This is a genomic window from Nonomuraea turcica, assembly GCF_030718205.1.
Taxonomy (GTDB): domain Bacteria; phylum Actinomycetota; class Actinomycetes; order Streptosporangiales; family Streptosporangiaceae; genus Nonomuraea.
In genome coordinates this window covers 17759-35921 of sequence record NZ_JAUZQF010000043.1, presented here as the reverse complement: position 1 = coordinate 35921, position 18163 = coordinate 17759, and the positions used below count along the sequence as shown (strand labels likewise).

Genomic DNA, 18163 nt, shown 5'->3' with positions numbered 1-18163 from the left:
ATGGCACCCGAGCCCACGAGCGAGACGAGCCAGGCAGCGATCACCACCGCCGACGTGTGGGACTTGCGCGCCGATCCCGGGCGGCTGGAGCTGCTGGCCGAGGCGTGGCGCGGCCTCGGCTCCAAGGTGCGCTCCGCGGAGGGGAAGATCAACGACGCCGCCAAGGCGGTCTTCGCCAACGAGCACTGGACGGGCGACACCGCCGACGCGTTCAACGGCTACCGCAAGCGCCTCACCGCCGACATCGAGCGCGCCGCGGCGTGGGCCGACAACATCGCGCACACGCTCGACCTGACCGCCACGACGCTCCGGGTGCAGCAGGGGCTCCTCGACGACGAGCGCGACAGGCTCAAGTCGGTGCCCGCCGGCACCGCGATCGACGGCCTGACCTTCCGGCCCGAGACCGCCGAGCAGACCACCCTGGTCAACGCCGCGATCAGCACGGCCAACGAGATCCGCCGCCGCGTCGACACCGTACTGGAGGAGAAGCGGCAGGACCTCGACTTCTACCGCGAGCAGTTCGACTTGATCGCCGAGGAGTGGAAGCCCCGGTCCCTCCGCATGGTGAACCTCAACATCGGCCAGGGCGCCGGCAACTCCCCCGGCAACGACGCCGGCACCGACTCCGAGGACATCGACGACATCGCCGACGCCATCACGGGCCAGGACGCCGACATCGCCACGATCCAGGAGGTCTTCCAGCACGACATCTACAACCTGGAGGAGGAGCTGGAGAGCCGCACGGGCGACAACTGGGACGTCCAGTACGCGGAGGCGAGCAACAAGTACCACGCCGACGACGACATCCCCATCCTCGGCGACATCGTCAACGCGTCGTTCGGCAACGCCGTGCTCGTGCGCGAAGGCGACGTCATCGCGGGCTCGGAAGGCAGCGACACCATCAAGCTCGACGTCGAGGGCGGCCACATCGACCTGCCGGCCAACCAGCCGGGCGGGGGCGACCACCGCATCGACGACGGCGAGGGCCGCTCCGCCGCCCGCACGGAGGTGCAGATCAGGCCGCGGTGAGCGGCCTACCAGTCGGGCACCTGCACGTCGACGACCTGGCCGTCGTGGTCGGAGGTGGAGCCGTCCATCAGGGTGGGCTGCCCGTCCATGGTGAAGGCGGGCGAGCCGGCCACGTGGTCGATGCGGGTGCCGGAGGGCGAGGTGCCGACGATGTCGCCGTCGGCGTTGGTCGCGCCGGAGTAGACCGTGTAGCCCTCGCCGGCCATGTCGCCGATGGCGTCGCCGGACGAGGTGTTCTTCGGGTTGTCGCCGTTGTTGGTGATCACGTTGAGGTCGCCGCCGAGCAGTGACGGGCCGCCGTTCATGGCCTCGTGCAGCCGGTTGATCTGCCCGGTGCGCACGTAGTCGTCGTACTCGTGGAGCCCGTGGCTGTGCACGTGGGCGCTGTAGACGTCGAAGCCCTTGGCGGCGTTCGCGAACAGCCGATCGGCGATCTCGTCGTCCAGGTCCTTGAACGCCTTGATGACCTTGCGCAGCCGCTCGCCGTCGGAGTCGAGCACGCCGATGAAGATCTCGGCGAGACTGTCGGCGGAGGCCTGGACGGACGCGTGCGCCGAGCCGGCCTCCGTGGCCTTGGACGTGTTGCCGAACGCGTTGGACCCCGGCACGCTGGGCACCGGCACGTAGGTGACGGCTCCCGGGCTGTCGGAGAGCGCTTTGCGCCCCTCCTCCACGGCGGTGCGCGCCCCGTCCACCTCGTCGGCCAGCTTGCCCACAGGGCCGAACTTCATGCCCGCCTCAATGCCCATGGTCATCAACTTTACCGATTACCACGCGAATGAGCAGTGGTTCGGCATTTTCCGGCCTACCACCGAGATCCACCTCGAACGGTCTGATCGAGGCGAATTCGCCGCGAAACCTGAATGTTGTACCGCCGACATGCCGTTGACACGTCTCCGTCAAGAGATCTACGATTCGGTCGAATCGATTCGCTATGCGGCGCCCTACATCGGGCGATCATCCGAGTTCACGACAAGTTGCCCCTCTCTGCATGCGCTCGAATCGGTTCACCGATGTCACGCGTTCATGGTCCTTCTGCCTCCCTCACCCCCACTTCCGGAGGATCCACCATGATGACGACCCCCCAACAGCCGCCCAGCAGACGGCTTACCTCCGTCGCCCGAATCCTGGTCGGGATGCTCATCGCCGTCGTCCCGGCCATCCCGACGCCGGCGCACGCCGCGGACGAGTCCATCAGCGTCGACTTCGCCGTAGCCGGCGGCACCCCGACCTATCGCGCGTCCGGGTGGATCTACGGCATGACGGAGAACGCATCCGGGCCGGCAGACCACTTCTTCCGCGACGTGAAGTTCCGCTCTATGCGCGCCGGTGGCGCCCAGCTCGACTCACCCGGCGGCTGGGTGTCCGGCGCCTACGAGCGCAGGTGGAACGCAACGCTGGCCCAGGCCCGTCGTACGATCGCGCTAGGCGGCCAGTTCATCATCCTCCCGCACGACCTGTGGGGGGCGGACGGCTACCCGATCTCGCGATTTCCGGGCGACAACGGCAACTGGTCCGACTACGACGCCTTCCTCACTCGCCTGATCAACGACGTGCGGTCGGCCGGGATCACCGTGCAGTGGGACATCTGGAACGAGCCGAACATCTCCTTGTTCTGGAATCGTCCGCAGGCGCAGTACCTCGAGCTGTGGCGCCGCAGTTACCAGCGCATCCGCGCCGCGTTCCCGAACCACCTGATCGTCGGCCCCAGCTGCGCCTGCGTGCCCTCCACCACGTACGCCTGGTGGAACGCCTACCTCGACTTCGTCCGCGCCAACAACGTCGTCCCCGACATCATCAGCTGGCATTCCCTCCCCGGCGACCCGGTGGCCAACGTGGCGGCCGCCAATACGACCCTCGACTCGCGCGGCATCCCGCACCCTCGCCCGTACCAGATCAACGAATACGGCGCCTCCAACGAGCAGAACCCAGGAGACGGGTCGTGGTACATCGCCCGGCTGGAGCGGGCAGGCGCCGACGGCCTGCGAGCGAACTGGGCGAGCGCGGGCAACCTGCACAACGATCTGGGCAACCTGCTCGTCCGTAACAGCGCGGTCCAGCACCTGCCCAAGGGCGAATGGTGGGTCTACCGCTTCTACGCCTCCCAGACCGGCCAGATCGTGTCCGTGACTCCGAGCGTGTCCTACGACGCCTTCGCCACCAAGGCGACCGGCGTGGCCAAAATCCTTGTGGGCGGCGGCGGCACGACCGGCAACATCGCCGTCGATCTGCGCCGCCTCGACACCATCAGCGGCATCGTGCAGAACAACCAGGTCCGCGCGGTCGTGCAGCGCATCCCGTACAACGGCGGCGGCGCGGTCCAGGGGCCGATCACCGTCCAGAACACGGTCCTGACGCTGTCCGGCAACGCCGCCAGGCTGAACCTGCCGCACACCAACGCCGACGAGACGTTCACCGTCACGCTGCTGCCGCCGTCGGACGGCGGCTTCCAGTCCGTGGCGGTCGCGCAACATTCCCAGCAATGCCTGGACAACACCAACCTGAGCACGGCTGACGGCAACGTGCAGCAGCAGTTTTACTGCGAGGGCGGAGACCAGCAGTTGTGGAACTTCCGGCCGGTCGCCGGCGTGGCGAACACTTACACGCTGGTCAACCAGCACAGTGCGAAGTGCCTCGAGGTCAGCGCGGCGTCCACGGCCGACGGCGCGCCGGTAAGCCAGCGGGCCTGCGCCGGCGGAGCGCAGAACCAGCAGTTCACCCTGCGCAAGGTGACCTATGGGGGCAACGATCCCCGGGACTACCAGCTCGTCGCCCGCCACAGTGGCAAGTGCGTCGACGTCAGCACGATCTCGACCGCGCCTCGCGCTCCCATCCACCAGTGGACCTGCAACCCGGCAGGCCAAGCCAGTCCGCTCAACCAAACTTGGCGACTCTGGGGCCGTTGACGGCGCCGCTCTCGGCAACCTTCCGCGCCTGCCTCTCCGGTCCACAGCGGGATCAGGTGCTGCTTCGTCGCTCGTGGGCGGCGGCGAGGATGAGGTAGGCGCTGGCCGTCCAGGTGTAGGCCCGGTCGCGTAGCCCCTCGCCGGTGAGGGCGTCGAAGTTCTCGGCGAAGCCGGACTTCTCGCACAGCGTGCGGAAGCGAGCGCTGATCTCATCGGCGAGGTCGGTGTATCCGGCGCGGCGCAGGCCGTCCTCGATGAGGACGGTCGAGGGCGCCCAGATCGGGCCTCGCCAGTAGCCGTCGTCCTGGTAGTGCTCGGAGGCAGGCAGCTCGGTGGCGGGTCCGAATGCGGTCAGGTGCTTCTCGATCCCGGCGGCCAGGGCGGCGCGGACGGGTTCGGGCAGTTCGTCGCCGAGCACGATCGGCATGAGGTCGAGCAGGCTGGAGCTGGGCCAGGTCCGTGTCGAATGGGCGCTGCGGGCGACGAACCGTTCGCCGTCCCACAGTTCGGCGAGCAAGGCGTCGCGCATCCGGTCGGCCTGTTCCGTCCATCGGGCGGCCGCGCCCGGGTCGGTGGCCAGGCGGGCGAGCTCGCGCATCTGGAGGACGAGGAAGGCGGCCAGGTCGGCGGTCTCGACGACGCGCTCGGGGTCGAAGGTGGTGGCGTTGTCCCAGCCGCTGTCGTTGCCGTGCTGGTAGTGCGGCAGTTGGTGGCCGGGTGCGCGACGGGCCGTCAGCCAGAAGGTGGTCCAGCGTTCCAGCAGCCGGTACGTGTCCACCGGCTCGGGCGGCGGCGGAAGGTGGCGCAGGGCCCAGCCGTGGATGGGCGGTTTGACGAAGTTGTAGAGGACCTCGGAGTGGGTGACGGAGTCGGGCAGCGCGCCGGCGGCGTCCTGGTGGTCGAAGGGGAGGCGGTACTGGTCCCATGCCAAATCGGGCAGGCCGTCGGCGACGGCGATGGCGTTGAAGCAGTGGTCCCAGCTCCACACCTTGTCCATCCAGTGCTTGGACATGAGCACGGCGGGCCGGGTGACGAACCCGGCCGGGCGCACGGTGGCCGACCACAGCACGTAGGCGGCCAGTTCGGCGGCGGGTGTGCGGTCGCTGCGCCAGGGCGCGACGGCCGCGGCAAACGCGTCGAACTCGGCCCGCGCGGCCTTGACCACCTGCTCGAAGGGGTCCGTGCTCGCGTAGGGGGCGCGGGCGGTTTCGTACTCCTCGATGGCGATCTCCCACTCGCCGCTCAGGACGACGCCGCGTTCGGCGGTGCGCAGCGCCTGCGCGCCGAGCTGCTCGGCCTGCCCGCTGAGGAGGGTGATCCGGTAGCGGCGGCCGGTCTGGTAGACGGTGAAGACGGACGATCCGTCGACGGGGTCCTGGTAGAAGTACGGGCCGCTGAACGGAGTCAGGACCGGGTCGGCGGCCACCAGCCGGAGCCCGAGACCGCGGCCGCGCACGCGTACCGTGTCGGCGCTCTCGTAGGCCAGGTCGATCCGGCCCTCGCCGTCGTTCCAGGTGAGCTGGTGCGGGGTGGCCGTGATCGCGGCCTCGGCGTCGGGGATCAGCCGCAGGATGGGGTGCATGCCGGTCTGGTGAGAGACCAGGTGCACGTCCTCGGCGTAGGTCTTCTCCGCCACCACGGGCGAGAAGCCGAACCACGAACCGTGGTAGCTGAACGGGATTTCCCGTAGGGAGAACACCGGGCCGGAGGCGGCGACGGTCATGAAGTGAGGGTCCCTTCTCAATCTTTGACAGCGCCCGCGGTGACGCCGGCGGCGACGTAGCGCTGGGCGACGACGAGCAGGATGGTCGCCGGGATGGAGGCGATCACGGCGGTGGCCATGATGGCGTTCCACTCCTGGTTGTTGTTGCCGATGTAGTGGTAGATGCCGAGGGTGATCGGCTGGTGGTCGCCGCCCTGGTCGAGGGTGCTGGCGAAGATGAAGTCCGACCACGCCCACAGGAACGCGAACAGCGACACCGTGATGAGCGAGTTGCGGCTGACCGGCAGCACGATCGACCAGAACGTGCGCACCACGCCGGCGCCGTCGGTGCGGGCGGCCTGCAGCAGCTCCTCGGGGATGCCGGACATGAACGTGGTGAGGATCAGCACCGCGAACGGCACGGCGAGGGTGGAGTCGGCCACGATGAGCCCGGGAACGGTGTTGAGCACGCCGGCGCTGAGGAAGATGGCGTAGAAGCCCATCGCCATGATGATCCCGGGGATCATCTGCGCGATCAGCAGCACGAAACTCAGCACTCCGCCACCTCGCGGGCGCAGCTTGGCCAGCGAGTACGCGGCCGGCGTCGCGAGCAGCAGCGTCAGCGCCACCGTGCCCAGCCCGACCACCAGGCTCACACCCAGGTAGGGAAGCTGCTGGTCCAGCACCGCCCGGTAGCCCTCCAGGGTGCCGTCGATCGGGAACCAGTTCGGCGGGCTTTTGCGCATGTCGGTGTCCCGGGTGAAGGACACGTTGATCATCCAGTAGACCGGGAACAGCATCACGCCGGTCAGCACCAGGCCGACCGCGGTCTTCCAGTGCCTCATACCAGTGCCTGCCTTCGCTGCACGCGGATGTAGATCAGCCCGAAGACCAGCGCCATCACGATCAGCAGGTTGCCCACGGCCGCGCCGGGCCCGAAGGAGGGCACCAGGTTGCCGAAGCCGAGCCGGTAGGACCAGGTGGCGAACGTGGTCGACGACCCGCTCGGCCCGCCCTTGGTCATGATCCAGATGATGTCGAACACCTTCAGCGTGTAGACCAGACCGAGCAGGATGGTGATCGCCGACACCGGGCGCAGCAGCGGGAAAGTGACCTTCCAGAAGCGCTGCCAGGCGCTCGCCCCGTCCAGCGCGGCGGCCTCGTACACGACCGCGGGGATCGCCTGCAATCCGGAGTAGAGCACCACCAGGTTGAACGGGATGCCGATCCAAATGTTGGCGATGATCACCGACCACAGCGACCAGTCCGGCGAGGTCAGCCAGTTCACCGGGCCGATCCCGAACCAGCTCAGCGCCGCGTTGACCACGCCGGAGTCGCTGTTGAGCATCCACGACCAGGTCGAGGCCGACACGATGAGCGGCAGTAGCCAGGGCACCAGGAACAGCGCCCGCAACGTGGCCGACAGCCGGAAGTGCTTGACGAAGAACAACGCCAGCGCGAGCCCGATGCCGAACTGAAAGACCAGCGACACCAGCGTGAACACCACCGTGTGCCACAGCGCGGGCCCGAACGTGGCGTCGCCGAAGACCTTGGCGTAGTTGTCGACCCCGGCGAACGGCGCGTCGCCCTGCACGAACGAGCGCACCGTGTAGTTGCGCAGGCTCAGCTCGACGTTGCGATAGAGCGGATAGGCGTAGAACACGAGCAGGTAGGCGACGACCGGGGCGAGGAACGCCCACGCCGCCCACTGCCCGGATCTGGTGCGCGCCGCCCGATGGCCCCGCCCCCGTGCCGGGGCGGAGCCGCGGGCGGGACGCACCGCCGTCTGCGTGACGTGGTTCATGCCGCTACTGGGTCGCGCTCGCCGCCGCGGACTGGGCCGCCGCCATGGCGTCCTGCGGCGACTTCGAGCCGCTCAGCGCCGCCTGCACCGCGCCCCACATCGGTTCGGAGATCTTCGGGTATTTCGTCCCCAAGTCGTCGCTGGTGCGGCCCTTGGCCGCCTTGACCGCCTCGACCCACACCGTCAGATCGGGGTTCGCCGCCACCTGCTTGGCCTGCACCGCTTCGGTGGGCGCGATGTAGGAGAGGGTGGTCGTCGTGGTGAGCGAGTTGTCGGTGCTGGTCAGGCAGGTCACGAGCTTCTGGGAGGTGGCGTAGCGGGCGGTGTCGGACTGCACCGGGATGCTGACGAACTCGCCGCCGGTCGGAGCGGGGGCGGTGCCGCCGTCCTTGCCCGGGATGGGGATGATGCCGTAGTCGAAGCCGGCCTTCTTGGCGTTGGCGAGCTGCCAGGTGCCGTTCTCGGCGAAGGCGTAGTCGCCGGCGGCGAACTCCTGCCAGCTCGTGGTCTGGGTGTTGTTGATGACGGAGTTGGGGGCGTACCCCTTCTTCAGCCAGTCCGTCCACAGCGCCACCGCGGAGACGCCCTCGGGGGAGTCGAGCTTGGTGAGGTTCGCGCCGGAGCCCCAGAACCAGGGCAGGAACTGGAAGCTGCCCTCCTCGGTGCCGATCGCCGAGAACGTGATGCCCTTCTTGCCGGACGCCTTCACCTTCTCCAGCGCCGCGGTCAGCGACGCCCAGTCCTTGACGGAGGCGACGTCCACGCCGGCCTTCTTCAGGACGTCCTTGTTGTAGTAGAGGGCCAGGGTGTTGGCGCCGATGGGAACGCCGTAGGTCTTGCCGCCGATCTGCCCGGCGGCCAGCAGGTTCGGCTCGATCGCGGAGACGTCGAGCTTGTTCTCCTCCGTGGTGGTCAGGACCCCGCCCTCGGCCAGCGTCGAGACCACGGGGTTGTCCACGATGAGCACGTCCGGCGAGTTGCCCTGCTGGGCGGCCAGCAGCGCCTTGTTGGTCAGGTCGCTGGTGTCGTAGCCGGTCCGCTCGACCTTCACCCCGGCCTGGGTGCCGCACGTCTCGAGGAGCTTCACCCACTCCGAGCTCTTGTCGTACTGGGGGTAGGGGTCCCAGATCGTGTAGGCGCCGCCCCCGGCGGCCTGGCTCGCGCTCGTCGAGCCGCCGTCGCCGCCGGACGATGACGAGCCGCAGGCGGCGAGCCCGCCCATGGCGGCCAGGACCGCCAGGCTCACACCGGCGGTACGCCGGCTCCTTGCCGCTGATCTCATTGATCTGACCTCCGCAGACAGGCGTTACGCGGCTGTTTCCATTCGAAGTCGAATCGGTTCGCCGAATCGGTTCGACCGAAGATAGGCCCGCTCCGTCCTGCGCGTCAATGGGCGGGCGGAAGCCTTGCGGCAATCGATACGTCTTCGCCGCGGCACCGGGGTGGGTACCTCGCATGAACCGGTTCGACCTACGATGGTCGCCGACCGGCGGATTCGGACGAGGAGCACGGGTGAACATCGGAGAGATCGCCAAGCGGGCGGGCGTGTCGCGCAGCACCGTCTCGTACGCGCTCACCGGCAAGCGCCCGGTCTCGGAGGAGACCAAACGCCGCATCCTGACCGTCATCGACGAGCTGGGCTACCGGCCCAACGCGTCCGCCAGGGCGCTGAAGGAGGGCCGCACCCGCACGATCGGCCTGGTCATACCGCCGGCCGGCCGGCGCCTGACCGACATGCAGCTCGGCTTCGTGGCCAGCGTGGTCGACGCCGCCGCCCGCGCCGACCTGGACGTCCTGCTCTCACCCTCGGGCGGCGAGCACGACCGCTCCTTCGAGCGCGTCGTCACCGGACGGCGCGTGGACGGCGTCGTCCTCATGGAGATCCGCCTGGAGGACGACCGGGTCGCCCGGCTGCTCGAGAGCGGCCTGCCGTTCGTCGGCATCGGCCGCACCCGCCACCCCGAGGACATGTCCTGGGTGGACATCGACTACGAGACGCTCATCGCCAAGTGCGTCCACCACCTCGCCGACCTCGGCCATCGGCATCTGGCGCTGGTCAACCGCAACGCCGAGCTGGTCGCCGCCGGATACGGCCCGGGCCACCGCGCGCAGGCCGGCTTCGACCGCGCCATCGCCGAACGCGGCCTGCACGGCGTGCGGGTCTGCTGCGGCGATGACCCCCCATCCGGACAGTCGTGCCTCCAGCAACTCCTTGCTCAGCAACCGGACCTGACCGCCATCGCCACCATCAACGAGGCGGCGGTGTCCGGCATGTACCGCGCACTGGACGAAGCGGGCTTGACCGTGCCCGGGGACTTCTCCGTCGCGGGCGTGGCCGCCCAGCACTGGGCCGAGAGCCTGCATCCGCCGCTCACCGCCGCCGACGTCCCGGCCGACGATATGGGCGCCCGGGCCGTCGAGCTACTCATCCAGCGGATCGCCGACCCGGCCATCCCGCACCGGCACCTCCTGGTCGCCCCGCCGATCTCGCTCCGCGGCACAACCGGGCCCGCCCGGCCACGCGCCTGACCACAGGGGCTCGTAGATCCGCAGGTCGCTCAAGCTGAGGGCGGCGGCACTCGCGCACGTGCACGCCTGCTTCCAGGATTACGGCTCGCCTGACGGCGACATGGCGGCGACGTGTCACGCACGTTTCTCGCTCTTGACCATCGCACCAGGGGGCGCTTAAGGTCCAGTCGAATCGATTCGACGCCTCCAGCCAGCCCCACAGTCTCTCCCAGGACGCAGCCGACCTCGCCCCGGTACGCACACCAACGACAGGAGCGGAGGCGACGACACCTCAGCCCGGCTCGATCAGTTAAGAGCGCTTCTGGAGACCGTCAAGCCGGTCGAGGCGCGCGAGGCCATCCGGGAACTCGTGCTGCTGTCCACACCGGACGACGGCGGGGACGCCCTGAAACTGGCCGCCCGCTTCACCAGCAAGGATAAGTACGCCTCCAAGCTGCTCTTTCAGCTGTGGAGGGCGGCCCGCGACCCGGACGGATTCGCCGAGCACCTGCTCGCCCCGGCGTTCCGACACGAGGGCAGGACCGAACTCCAGCTGAGTACAATCACCTCGCTGACGGGCCTACGGCATCTCACCATGCTCAACAAGCTCCACATCGACCGACGTTGGTTTCGGTGTCGGGCAGGTCCACGACGAACCCGTCAATCGCCATCACCCACCAGCGGTTCAGCCACGCACCCGGCGCCGACTCAAGCTGCCGCGGGCCAGGCGACCTGCTGGAACACCCTCCTTGACCGCCTTGGATCCCCGGCGCTGGCGAGCTGGCGTTTGCGGCAAAGAGGACATCGGGCATCGCACACCCTTGCCAGTTCTTCCCGTACAGCGCCGGAGCCACTCTCGTCCATCTCCGCTCTTGCACGTGCAGATACCTTCCGTGGTCATTCATTACGACAAGCAGCACAAAAGGGATGAAAAGACATAAATCTTCCACGAGAAGCTCTCAGATGCGGACCAGGGGAGAGGATTCTCATCCTCCAGGAGAAGATTTATATCTGCACATGCATTTGCACAAGCGTCACAGCCCACAAACCGTCATAATCAGGGGCGACGACGGACGAGAGTCGCCGAAGTGACAACCCGCCTTCCCTCGACCCCGGCCCGCCATTCGGTAGACCAGCAGATGAAAGGGGCAGTCCATGATCTAGACCCCGTGATGATCTTTATCGCGCTTGGAACCCCACGTGGCCCCGGCGTCACCAGAGCTTCACACAGATCATTCGGTCCAAGCCTTCGACCCCGTCGACCTTCGCGCCCCCATCGCAGCGTCCGGCCGCCACCTCACGTCGCCGCGGACAGGCAGCCGATACTTGTCGACTTAGTTTCAACCAGATCCCCGTCCATCCCTACCGTTACGGCTCTCAACTGCTACGAACGCCGAGCACCCAGAACTCGGGATTGATGGACATCCGAACGATTCCTCCAATTACGATCCATCTCACCGAAATGAGAAGAAATGAGCATCACCACGCGCATCGCGCTCTGCTTGGCTATCGACATACTGAACCCATTTCATGCCCATACGGCGGGACCGCTGGTCACAGCATGATCGCGATGCTGGTGTTCGGCCGATGACGTGAAGAAGCTCCTGGTAGAGGGGTTGATCACCACAATCTTCGCCGTCATCACCAGGAGCTTCAGGTGCTGTTCTACCGCGCCGCCGTCGATTTGTCGCGTGCAACGCTGAACTACCTCGCCGGGGTGCTGCGCCGGTACCGCAAGACGATCCGATCCCCCTGGCGGCGACTCAATGCCGGACAGCAAGCCCTGCTGGTCCTGGTCTACCTGCGCAAGGGCGAGACCTTCGCCGAACTGGCCGCCGGTTTCGGGGTGTCGACTGCGACCGCGTGGCGCTATGTGCGGGAGACGGTCAAGCTGCTGTCGGCCCGCTCGCCCAAGCTCGGCCAGGCCTTACGCAAGGCCAAGAAGGACGGGCTGCATTACCTGGTGCTGGATGGCATGCTCATCCCCACCGACCGCGTCAAAGCCGACCGGCCGTACTACTCCGGCAAGCATCGCGTGCACGGGATGAACATCCAGGTCATCGCCTCCCCGGACGGGACCATCATCTGGACGTCGGGGTCGCTGCCCGGCAAGACGCACGACCTGAGCGCGGCCCGGATCTGGGGCATCCTGCGCGAGCTGGAGGAGGTCGGCATCCTCACCCTCGCCGACAAGGGCTATCAGGGAGCCGAAGGACCGCTCATCACCCCATACAAGGGCAAGAACAAGCCCGAGTCGCAAAAGCAAGCCAACCGGTCACATGCCCGGCTGCGTGGCCCCGGCGAACGCGCGAATGCCCAGCTCAAGAGTTGGAGGATTCTCCGCAAGCTTCGTTGTTGCCCGCTCAAGGCCGGACACCTGTGCAAGGCCATCGCTGTCCTGCAGAACTACGAGGTCGCACAGGGATGAAATGTGTTCACTGCTTTCGCTGGTGATCGCGCTCATCGCACTCATCGTCGCGCGGGAGAACGGCGTACTGATGGCTGGAGCTCTTGTATGGAGCGGAGGCACCTTCATCGCAACAGCCACCCTCGTTACATCAATCATGAACCACACAGGGGCGTTCGACCGGGGGCAGAAGAGCCCCTGATTTCGCGCCGTGACCGGCGCGGCCCGTGCGGTGCTCTGCCTCGGTTTACTGGCTTTCCCCGCCGCCGCGGTGGCACACCCAGCTCGGTGCGCTCAAGGCCGAGGACGTCACCCGGATCTTTCCGAGAAGATCTCCACGCAGACCAGCAGCCGCCCTGTTGAGAGTGTCTCCGGAGAGAGGAATCCTTCGCGATCACGAGTCTGGCCGGTGTGTCCAAAGCCAGACTCATCATCACCGCCGTTGACGTCGAAAGCCGCCCGTACGCGGAGGTCGCCGGCTCCTACGGGGTGTCCGAAGGCTGGGTGCCCAAGCTCATCGCCCGCTATGGGACCGAGGGCGACGCGGCGTTCGAGCCGCGATCGCGTCGCCCGTGCACCTCACCCGGCCGCGCTGGACGCCGGCACCGTCGAGCTAATCGCCCGGCTCCGCAAGGAACTGTACGGCGGCAGGCTGTTCGGGAACAGGAGCGTCAGCGGAGACGGTGGGCGTCGGCTCGGCCTGATGCTGCGCCGGGCGCTCTCGCGTGGCTGCGAGACGCCGGGAACGCCTCATCATCAACACCCCCGCCACCGCCGCGAGCGCGAGCCACGCCGTCCGGCGAGTCATTACTCGCCGCACGCCCGGCAGGGTATCCGGTATCGATCATCGACGAGATCGAGGGCGGCGGCAGGGGAAGCGTCATTCCGGCCCTTGGGCACACAGCGGGGTCCGTAGACCCATGCGACCCCGAGGGCATCACAAGATCTCCTGCAGCGATACAACCCAGCCGGACCTCACGATTCGACGGGCGAGACATCCGGCCGAGCCCGAACCTGTCGCCCGACTGGCTGCATCCCAACCCGCGTCGGCCGCTGGCAGGCGTGCGGCAGCATTCGCGACCAGGTCCACCTAGCCGCAGTCCATAGCCTCGACGCGCACGCTGGCCCACGCGATCGGCCGCGTGGATCTGATCGAGCACCGCATAAGCGAGGGCCAGCGACTGGCCAAGGTGCTGGAGGACGCCGGGATCACGGCCCGCAGCTCTTCAGAGGGCGGCCAAGAAGGCCCGCATCTCCAGGAGGTCGACCTTGTCGACCTCCTGGGGCCGGATAACGACCATGAGCTCTCTGGACACGGCCTGCACACGCGACCGCGCCATGAACGACAAGATGATCACCTTGAGCAGATTCTCACGGTCGAGTGCGTAGATCCGGGCAAGCTCGGCTCCCATGATCGGGATCGCCACTTTGCCCAGCTGCCCACTGGCGGCAATCGCCTCCCAGAGCCGATCCAGGCTTACCCAGAGGTCGTTCATCGACGAGTGCGCGGTGAGCTCGTTGCCCATTCGGCTGTAGGCCACGCAGTAGATCCGCTGATCCGGCGGACCGATCAGCGCTACCGTGCCGATGGGGTAGCGCTTCAGCTTCCCTTTCGGCTTGGTCGCCCTGGTCTCCATACTCGCCGGAGTGACAGAGGCCAGCGCCTTGCTCAGCTCCCCATCCAGCCGTGACCGGTCGCCTCCGTATATGCGGGTCAGTAGCTGACCCTGCAGGCTTGAGCGGTTGATGATCGCATTGTCCCCGACATCGGTGTCGAATGTGTCGCTGAAACCCACGACCAAATCGGCCCTCTCTTCCAGCAGGTCACCAATCTTGATGATCACGGTCAGGTCGGGGTGCGTGAACTGGCGTTCGATCCTCCTCCGCGGGTAGGCGCGGGCGAACCCCCACACAACGCAGAACCCCAGGGACACCCCCGTGATCAGCCCGGGCTGGCTGAACTTCAGCCCAAACACCTGACCGGCGAACTGCACCACTGCGGAGATCAGGCCAAAGGCGATGAGCATGTGGCTGATTGCCAGCGAGCGGCCGCGCGAGGTGCCGGCTACAAGCCGTAGACCGTTCATCCGCGCGGGCGCCGAAGGTAGGCGCCGAGGTTGCGAAGCTGCTCAGTATCTAGGTAGTCGCTACCCGTTTCTCGTACGGCACAGCCTGCGGTCTGCAGGCGCAGCTTAAGCTTGTTGACGCACTGGACGGAGCCGTCGAACGTCACGTAGTTGCGCCCGCCGAAGTCCGACACGGCGCGCATGTGCCCCGCATGAAGAATCACGGTGCGCTCCGGACACTTTGCGAATGCCATCCCTGCCTCGAACAGCACGTTGGGGCGTGGCTGGCACTCCGTCACCCGATCCCGCTCGCCCTCCGCCAGGTCGGGATGGAGCCGCACCATGTCATCCGGCGTCATCAGGACCAGGGCCGCTTGCATCATGGTGAACGCTTGGTCCAGGACCTCACCGAGGTAGGGACTGGAATGGCCCAGGGCATGCACCATCGTCTCCCATTCCAGGGGGTTCAGGTCCATGCGGCGCAGGAGGTCGAAAATGCGTTTTCTAAATTCCTCATCGCGTCCGTGGATGACGAAGACATTCCTTTCCTTCTCCTGGAGGTTCTGGGCGTCGCGCCACCTGCCCGCCACCCCAAGTTCACCGCTTCCCGCGTGCGCGCCGGGACCGCCCGCGATGTTCTGCGCGTTGACCTCGCCGCCGCTGATGTGAACCCCGTAATTATGTCCCACTCTGCTTCCCTCCGCCTTTCTGCTCGCCAGGGCCGGCGTGCGCCCCCGTTCCGCCTGCGACGTTCTGCGCGTTGATGGAACCGTTACCGGTCACCATCACACCGTTGTTGAGAATCGTGGTCTGCCGCTGCACGAGTTCGCCTGTATCGATGTTGTGCTTATCCAGGAACTCCACGAGCGCATCAAATATGCGCTGTTCGACGACCTTCGTGTACATCTCGCTGTCCAGCTTCTGGAAATACCGTTGATAGCGCTCGTCACTGGCCCATTCGCGGGCACTGAAGAAGACGCCGTGGTCGAAGTGAGGGTCTTCGAAACGATCAGCCAATTCCATGAGCGCGCGCCTGTCATCCCGCCGTTCGGCCCAGTGGGCAAAGGCCGACATCGGCCTGCTGAACAGCCTGATCGAACGCAGTCCCAACCCGAGATGACCCCACCATCCCGCCACCCGTTTGACTTGATCGTGTCCTCGGAAGGAGTCGCGCAACGGCGTGAGGATCGAATGGCTTGCCTCGATGAACAGATTGCGCTTGACGATCACGAAGCGCAGGAAGATCGTCAGAGCGAGCTCGCCGTCCCACCCAAGCAGCCGGATTACCGTGTACGGCCGCGCCCGGTTGTCCGGCTCCAGCAGTAATTTGCGTAGTTCCCGGCCCTCGATCGTCGCTTGCGGCCTGCCGTCCTGGCCGATGAAGACCCGGCCGTCCCAGACGTCGCGACCGCTGACGAAGATCCGCTCCTCGACCCTGAGGCCCAGCCACTCGAGAGCTTCCACCTGACGCTTCACGTGATCGCGTATCTCGTGGACTTCGAAACGGGAGCATTCCCCGCTGTACTCGCGCGGCTTCGTGATGTCTATTGCGAAGGACCAGCCCCCGATGACCTTCCCGTATCCGCGAAAGGGTTTGAACCCTCGATAAATTGTGATGTTCCCGTGCGTCTGCTTGTCGATCTCCGCTATGCGCGCTCTCAGCAGGGAATTGCGCGGCACCGGCGCCTCGACTGCAGAGAAGTGTCGACGGCTCAGCGGACCGGTGATCGCATGATTGTAGGAGAGCTTGAAGAAGAAGGTGGTAACCGACGAAACCGCCATGGACACGCCCAGCACCGGTAAGAGCACCCGGAGGGGCGCGAGCGAGAAACTGATGACCGCAGCAAAAATCGCTCCGAGTGCTAGCAAGATCGCCGGGAGGTTGACGACCGTGAGCACGGTGTCGCGCAACGCCCGGCGCCTCCGTGCGGCACACGCGTGCCGGAGCACCGCCACGATATCGACTCCCGGCGACTTCGCCACCCCTCGGCGCGGCTGCCGAATAATGTTGGACGTAAGCTTCTGTGCGAACCATTCATCTGACTGCGCGGCGCAACACAGATGCCTTGTCACCTGACTGTCCGCTTTTTCAACATCCACCACATGCGGAGGAACGCCGTCCAAGCCGAGCGAGCCATGTCCGTTTAGCGAACATTCGGCACAGATATCCATATCCGTCGTTGAAGCATCGCAAACGAGACATCGCATACCCTCGCCCTTCCTCCCGCCGCAGAGAAGGAATCCCGCACATGCTTCTATACACCGAGAAGACCGGCTCGACCAGAGATCCGTAGGGGATCAGCGCCGCGCCGCGGAAGTCGCCGAAGACCCGCATATCGCGATTCCCATCGTGCGATCCTGTGGCGGTCACGATCACGGGTGCCACCATTCGTGCGACGACAAGCATCAGCAGGCATCTCGTCCAGATGTCGTGATCTCTCCACTCGGGGCTACGAAACCAGCAACTAGTGGATGAATCCCGCCCAGTAACAGGATTGCCGGGATAAGGCAATGCTCTCAGGGCCGATGTAACCTAAGCGTGACTCGCACACCGCGACAACGACTCGACACAGTCAATAACGCCGATGTCCTAGCTGTGGACGCCACGCGCATTGCGGTCTCCAAAGGTGTGGTTGTGCACCACCTACTGACCCCCCGCGCATCACGTGGGGATGGGATCACGGCCGAAACCCGCCCCACCTGGGGTTATAGTCCTTGCCGGTCCTTCAGGGTCCAAGGTCGTCCGGCGCGATTGCCACTCAGTTCGTCACTCAGAATTCGTCGTACCCGGAGACCTGGCCGATGGAGAAGATATGCCGGTTCGCGGCGCAGATCGTCTCAAGGACATGAATAGGCGTGTCCTCGGTGGAATAGCTCGCCCGGAGCACTTGGACGATCCACTCTCCGGGCTCGAGTTCCAACGTCTCACGCTCGAAGGCTGTCGGCGGCCGAGCGGTCAGGCTCTCCTCCGCGTGACCGAACGAGTAGCCAAGGGCGATCAACGCGGACTGAAGCGACGGCTTGACGAACTCCGGCTCGGCGAGCCTGGTGTCGCCGAACAGGTCGGCGCGGAAGTAGCTCGTCGCGATGCGTACGGGCACGTCGTTCGCAGTCATCATCTTGCGCCGGGCCACGATGTCCGTACTGGGCTCGACGCGCAGGCAGGCCGCAACGTGATCGCTGGCGGGTTCCAGACCGACGTAGAGCATCCGGCGATCAGCTTTGAGCCCTTGTCGTTCCGCTTCCGCCAGGAACAGGGACTTGGAGCCCCTGACGGCGGGCTCGGTCGGCAAGGCCCGCTGCACCAGCACGCGAGGGGCCGGCGAGGCGGGGCCTTCCGGCGCGCGAGCCGTGGGCCCCTTTCTCATCTGCGAGATGCGCCCAGGCGAGACCCCCAGCCGCCCGGCGATTTCCTCCAGGCTCATCCCGGACTCCCGCGCCTCCGCGATGGCCTGCCGCCGCATCTTGGCCGCCTCGGTGACCAACCCTTGTTCCTCGGTCATGAGTCGGCTGAGCATGCGGGCTCGTTCCACGGGATCGCTGACCTGCGCGACTTCTCTCAGCGTCTTCAAGTCCATCCGGGCGTTGCCTCCTCAGGGACCGACATTCGGCGCACTTTAGCCCCCCTATTGCGAGGGCCTGGTCAGGGCTCTACTCTCGACTTTAGCCCCCCTAAACCCGGGGCCTTGAGTAGACCCCCACCTACGGGACAAACGGTGCTGCAACACCACCCGCAGACGG

The 18163-nt window shown here is 66.5% G+C and carries 13 protein-coding genes; 4 read left to right on the top strand and 9 right to left on the bottom strand.

All coding sequences use genetic code 11. The features are described from left to right. The gene (locus Q9G87_RS56170) at window positions 1–1029 is read left to right on the top strand and encodes a WXG100 family type VII secretion target (RefSeq protein ID WP_305924907.1); all 1029 of its coding nucleotides are present in this window, start codon (window positions 1–3) and stop codon (window positions 1027–1029) included. A 5-nt stretch (window positions 1030–1034) separates the two neighbouring features. Here the strand turns inward: Q9G87_RS56170 and Q9G87_RS56165 are convergent, their stop codons facing one another. Continuing rightward, on the bottom strand, window positions 1035–1778 hold the full coding sequence (locus Q9G87_RS56165; RefSeq protein WP_305924906.1) for an endonuclease/exonuclease/phosphatase family protein: 744 nt from the start codon (window positions 1776–1778) through the stop codon (window positions 1035–1037). Between the two features lie 321 nt (window positions 1779–2099). Here Q9G87_RS56165 and Q9G87_RS56160 point away from each other — a divergent pair, with 321 nt between their 5' ends. Further along, window positions 2100–3935 carry an RICIN domain-containing protein gene (locus Q9G87_RS56160; protein ID WP_305924905.1) on the top strand — a complete coding sequence of 612 codons (1836 nt, stop codon included), beginning with the start codon at window positions 2100–2102 and terminating at the stop codon, window positions 3933–3935. Window positions 3936–3987: 52 nt separating this feature from the next. Here the strand turns inward: Q9G87_RS56160 and Q9G87_RS56155 are convergent, their stop codons facing one another. From Q9G87_RS56155 to Q9G87_RS56140, 4 genes are read right to left on the bottom strand one after another with little or no spacing between them, the layout of a single operon-like run. Beyond that, window positions 3988–5658 (bottom strand): MGH1-like glycoside hydrolase domain-containing protein, encoded by a 1671-nt coding sequence (locus Q9G87_RS56155; RefSeq protein WP_305924904.1) that lies wholly within the window; start codon window positions 5656–5658, stop codon window positions 3988–3990. A 17-nt stretch (window positions 5659–5675) separates the two neighbouring features. Then, a complete protein-coding gene (locus Q9G87_RS56150) occupies window positions 5676–6482 on the bottom strand; it encodes a carbohydrate ABC transporter permease (RefSeq protein ID WP_305924903.1) in 807 nt (268 codons plus the stop codon). Next, window positions 6479–7441, bottom strand: coding sequence for a carbohydrate ABC transporter permease (locus Q9G87_RS56145; protein ID WP_305924902.1), 963 nt, complete (start codon window positions 7439–7441; stop codon window positions 6479–6481). The genes Q9G87_RS56150 and Q9G87_RS56145 overlap by 4 nt, the downstream gene beginning before the upstream one ends. Before the next feature lie 4 nt (window positions 7442–7445). Continuing rightward, window positions 7446–8723 (bottom strand): sugar ABC transporter substrate-binding protein, encoded by a 1278-nt coding sequence (locus tag Q9G87_RS56140; RefSeq protein ID WP_305924901.1) that lies wholly within the window; start codon window positions 8721–8723, stop codon window positions 7446–7448. 230 nt (window positions 8724–8953) lie between these two features. Between Q9G87_RS56140 and Q9G87_RS56135 the strand changes: the two genes are divergently transcribed. Both Q9G87_RS56135 and Q9G87_RS56130 read left to right on the top strand, forming a co-directional pair. Next, window positions 8954–9970 carry a LacI family DNA-binding transcriptional regulator gene (locus tag Q9G87_RS56135; RefSeq protein ID WP_305924900.1) on the top strand — a complete coding sequence of 339 codons (1017 nt, stop codon included), beginning with the start codon at window positions 8954–8956 and terminating at the stop codon, window positions 9968–9970. Between the two features lie 1636 nt (window positions 9971–11606). After that, window positions 11607–12377, top strand: coding sequence for a transposase family protein (locus Q9G87_RS56130; protein ID WP_305924899.1), 771 nt, complete (start codon window positions 11607–11609; stop codon window positions 12375–12377). Window positions 12378–13582: 1205 nt separating this feature from the next. Here Q9G87_RS56130 and Q9G87_RS56125 read toward each other — a convergent pair. The 4 genes from Q9G87_RS56125 to Q9G87_RS56110 form a co-directional block, all read right to left on the bottom strand. Next, window positions 13583–14383, bottom strand: coding sequence for a macro domain-containing protein (locus Q9G87_RS56125; RefSeq protein ID WP_305924898.1), 801 nt, complete (start codon window positions 14381–14383; stop codon window positions 13583–13585). A gap of 56 nt (window positions 14384–14439) precedes the next feature. Next, window positions 14440–15111 (bottom strand): nucleotide-binding protein, encoded by a 672-nt coding sequence (locus Q9G87_RS56120; RefSeq protein ID WP_305924897.1) that lies wholly within the window; start codon window positions 15109–15111, stop codon window positions 14440–14442. Next, window positions 15101–16333: a hypothetical protein gene (locus Q9G87_RS56115; RefSeq protein ID WP_305924896.1), complete on the bottom strand. Its 1233-nt coding sequence runs from the start codon at window positions 16331–16333 to the stop codon at window positions 15101–15103. The genes Q9G87_RS56120 and Q9G87_RS56115 overlap by 11 nt, the downstream gene beginning before the upstream one ends. 860 nt (window positions 16334–17193) lie before the next feature. After that, window positions 17194–18000, bottom strand: a complete 807-nt coding sequence (locus tag Q9G87_RS56110; protein ID WP_305924895.1) for a UTRA domain-containing protein — start codon at window positions 17998–18000, stop codon at window positions 17194–17196. Window positions 18001–18163 lie beyond the last annotated feature (163 nt).

Bases quoted from the DNA above. Each gene is read 5' to 3' on its own strand.
- Q9G87_RS56125 (WP_305924898.1), bottom strand. From the start codon at position 14,383: ATGCTCATCGCCTTTGGCCTGATCTCCGCAGTGGTGCAGTTCGCCGGT.
- Q9G87_RS56165 (WP_305924906.1), bottom strand. From the start codon at position 1,778: ATGGGCATTGAGGCGGGCATGAAGTTCGGCCCTGTGGGCAAGCTGGCC.
- Q9G87_RS56145 (WP_305924902.1), bottom strand. From the start codon at position 7,441: ATGAACCACGTCACGCAGACGGCGGTGCGTCCCGCCCGCGGCTCCGCC.
- Q9G87_RS56140 (WP_305924901.1), bottom strand. From the start codon at position 8,723: ATGAGATCAGCGGCAAGGAGCCGGCGTACCGCCGGTGTGAGCCTGGCG.
- Q9G87_RS56155 (WP_305924904.1), bottom strand. From the start codon at position 5,658: ATGACCGTCGCCGCCTCCGGCCCGGTGTTCTCCCTACGGGAAATCCCG.
- Q9G87_RS56160 (WP_305924905.1), top strand. From the start codon at position 2,100: ATGATGACGACCCCCCAACAGCCGCCCAGCAGACGGCTTACCTCCGTC.
- Q9G87_RS56150 (WP_305924903.1), bottom strand. From the start codon at position 6,482: ATGAGGCACTGGAAGACCGCGGTCGGCCTGGTGCTGACCGGCGTGATG.
- Q9G87_RS56110 (WP_305924895.1), bottom strand. From the start codon at position 18,000: ATGGACTTGAAGACGCTGAGAGAAGTCGCGCAGGTCAGCGATCCCGTG.
- Q9G87_RS56170 (WP_305924907.1), top strand. From the start codon at position 1: ATGGCACCCGAGCCCACGAGCGAGACGAGCCAGGCAGCGATCACCACC.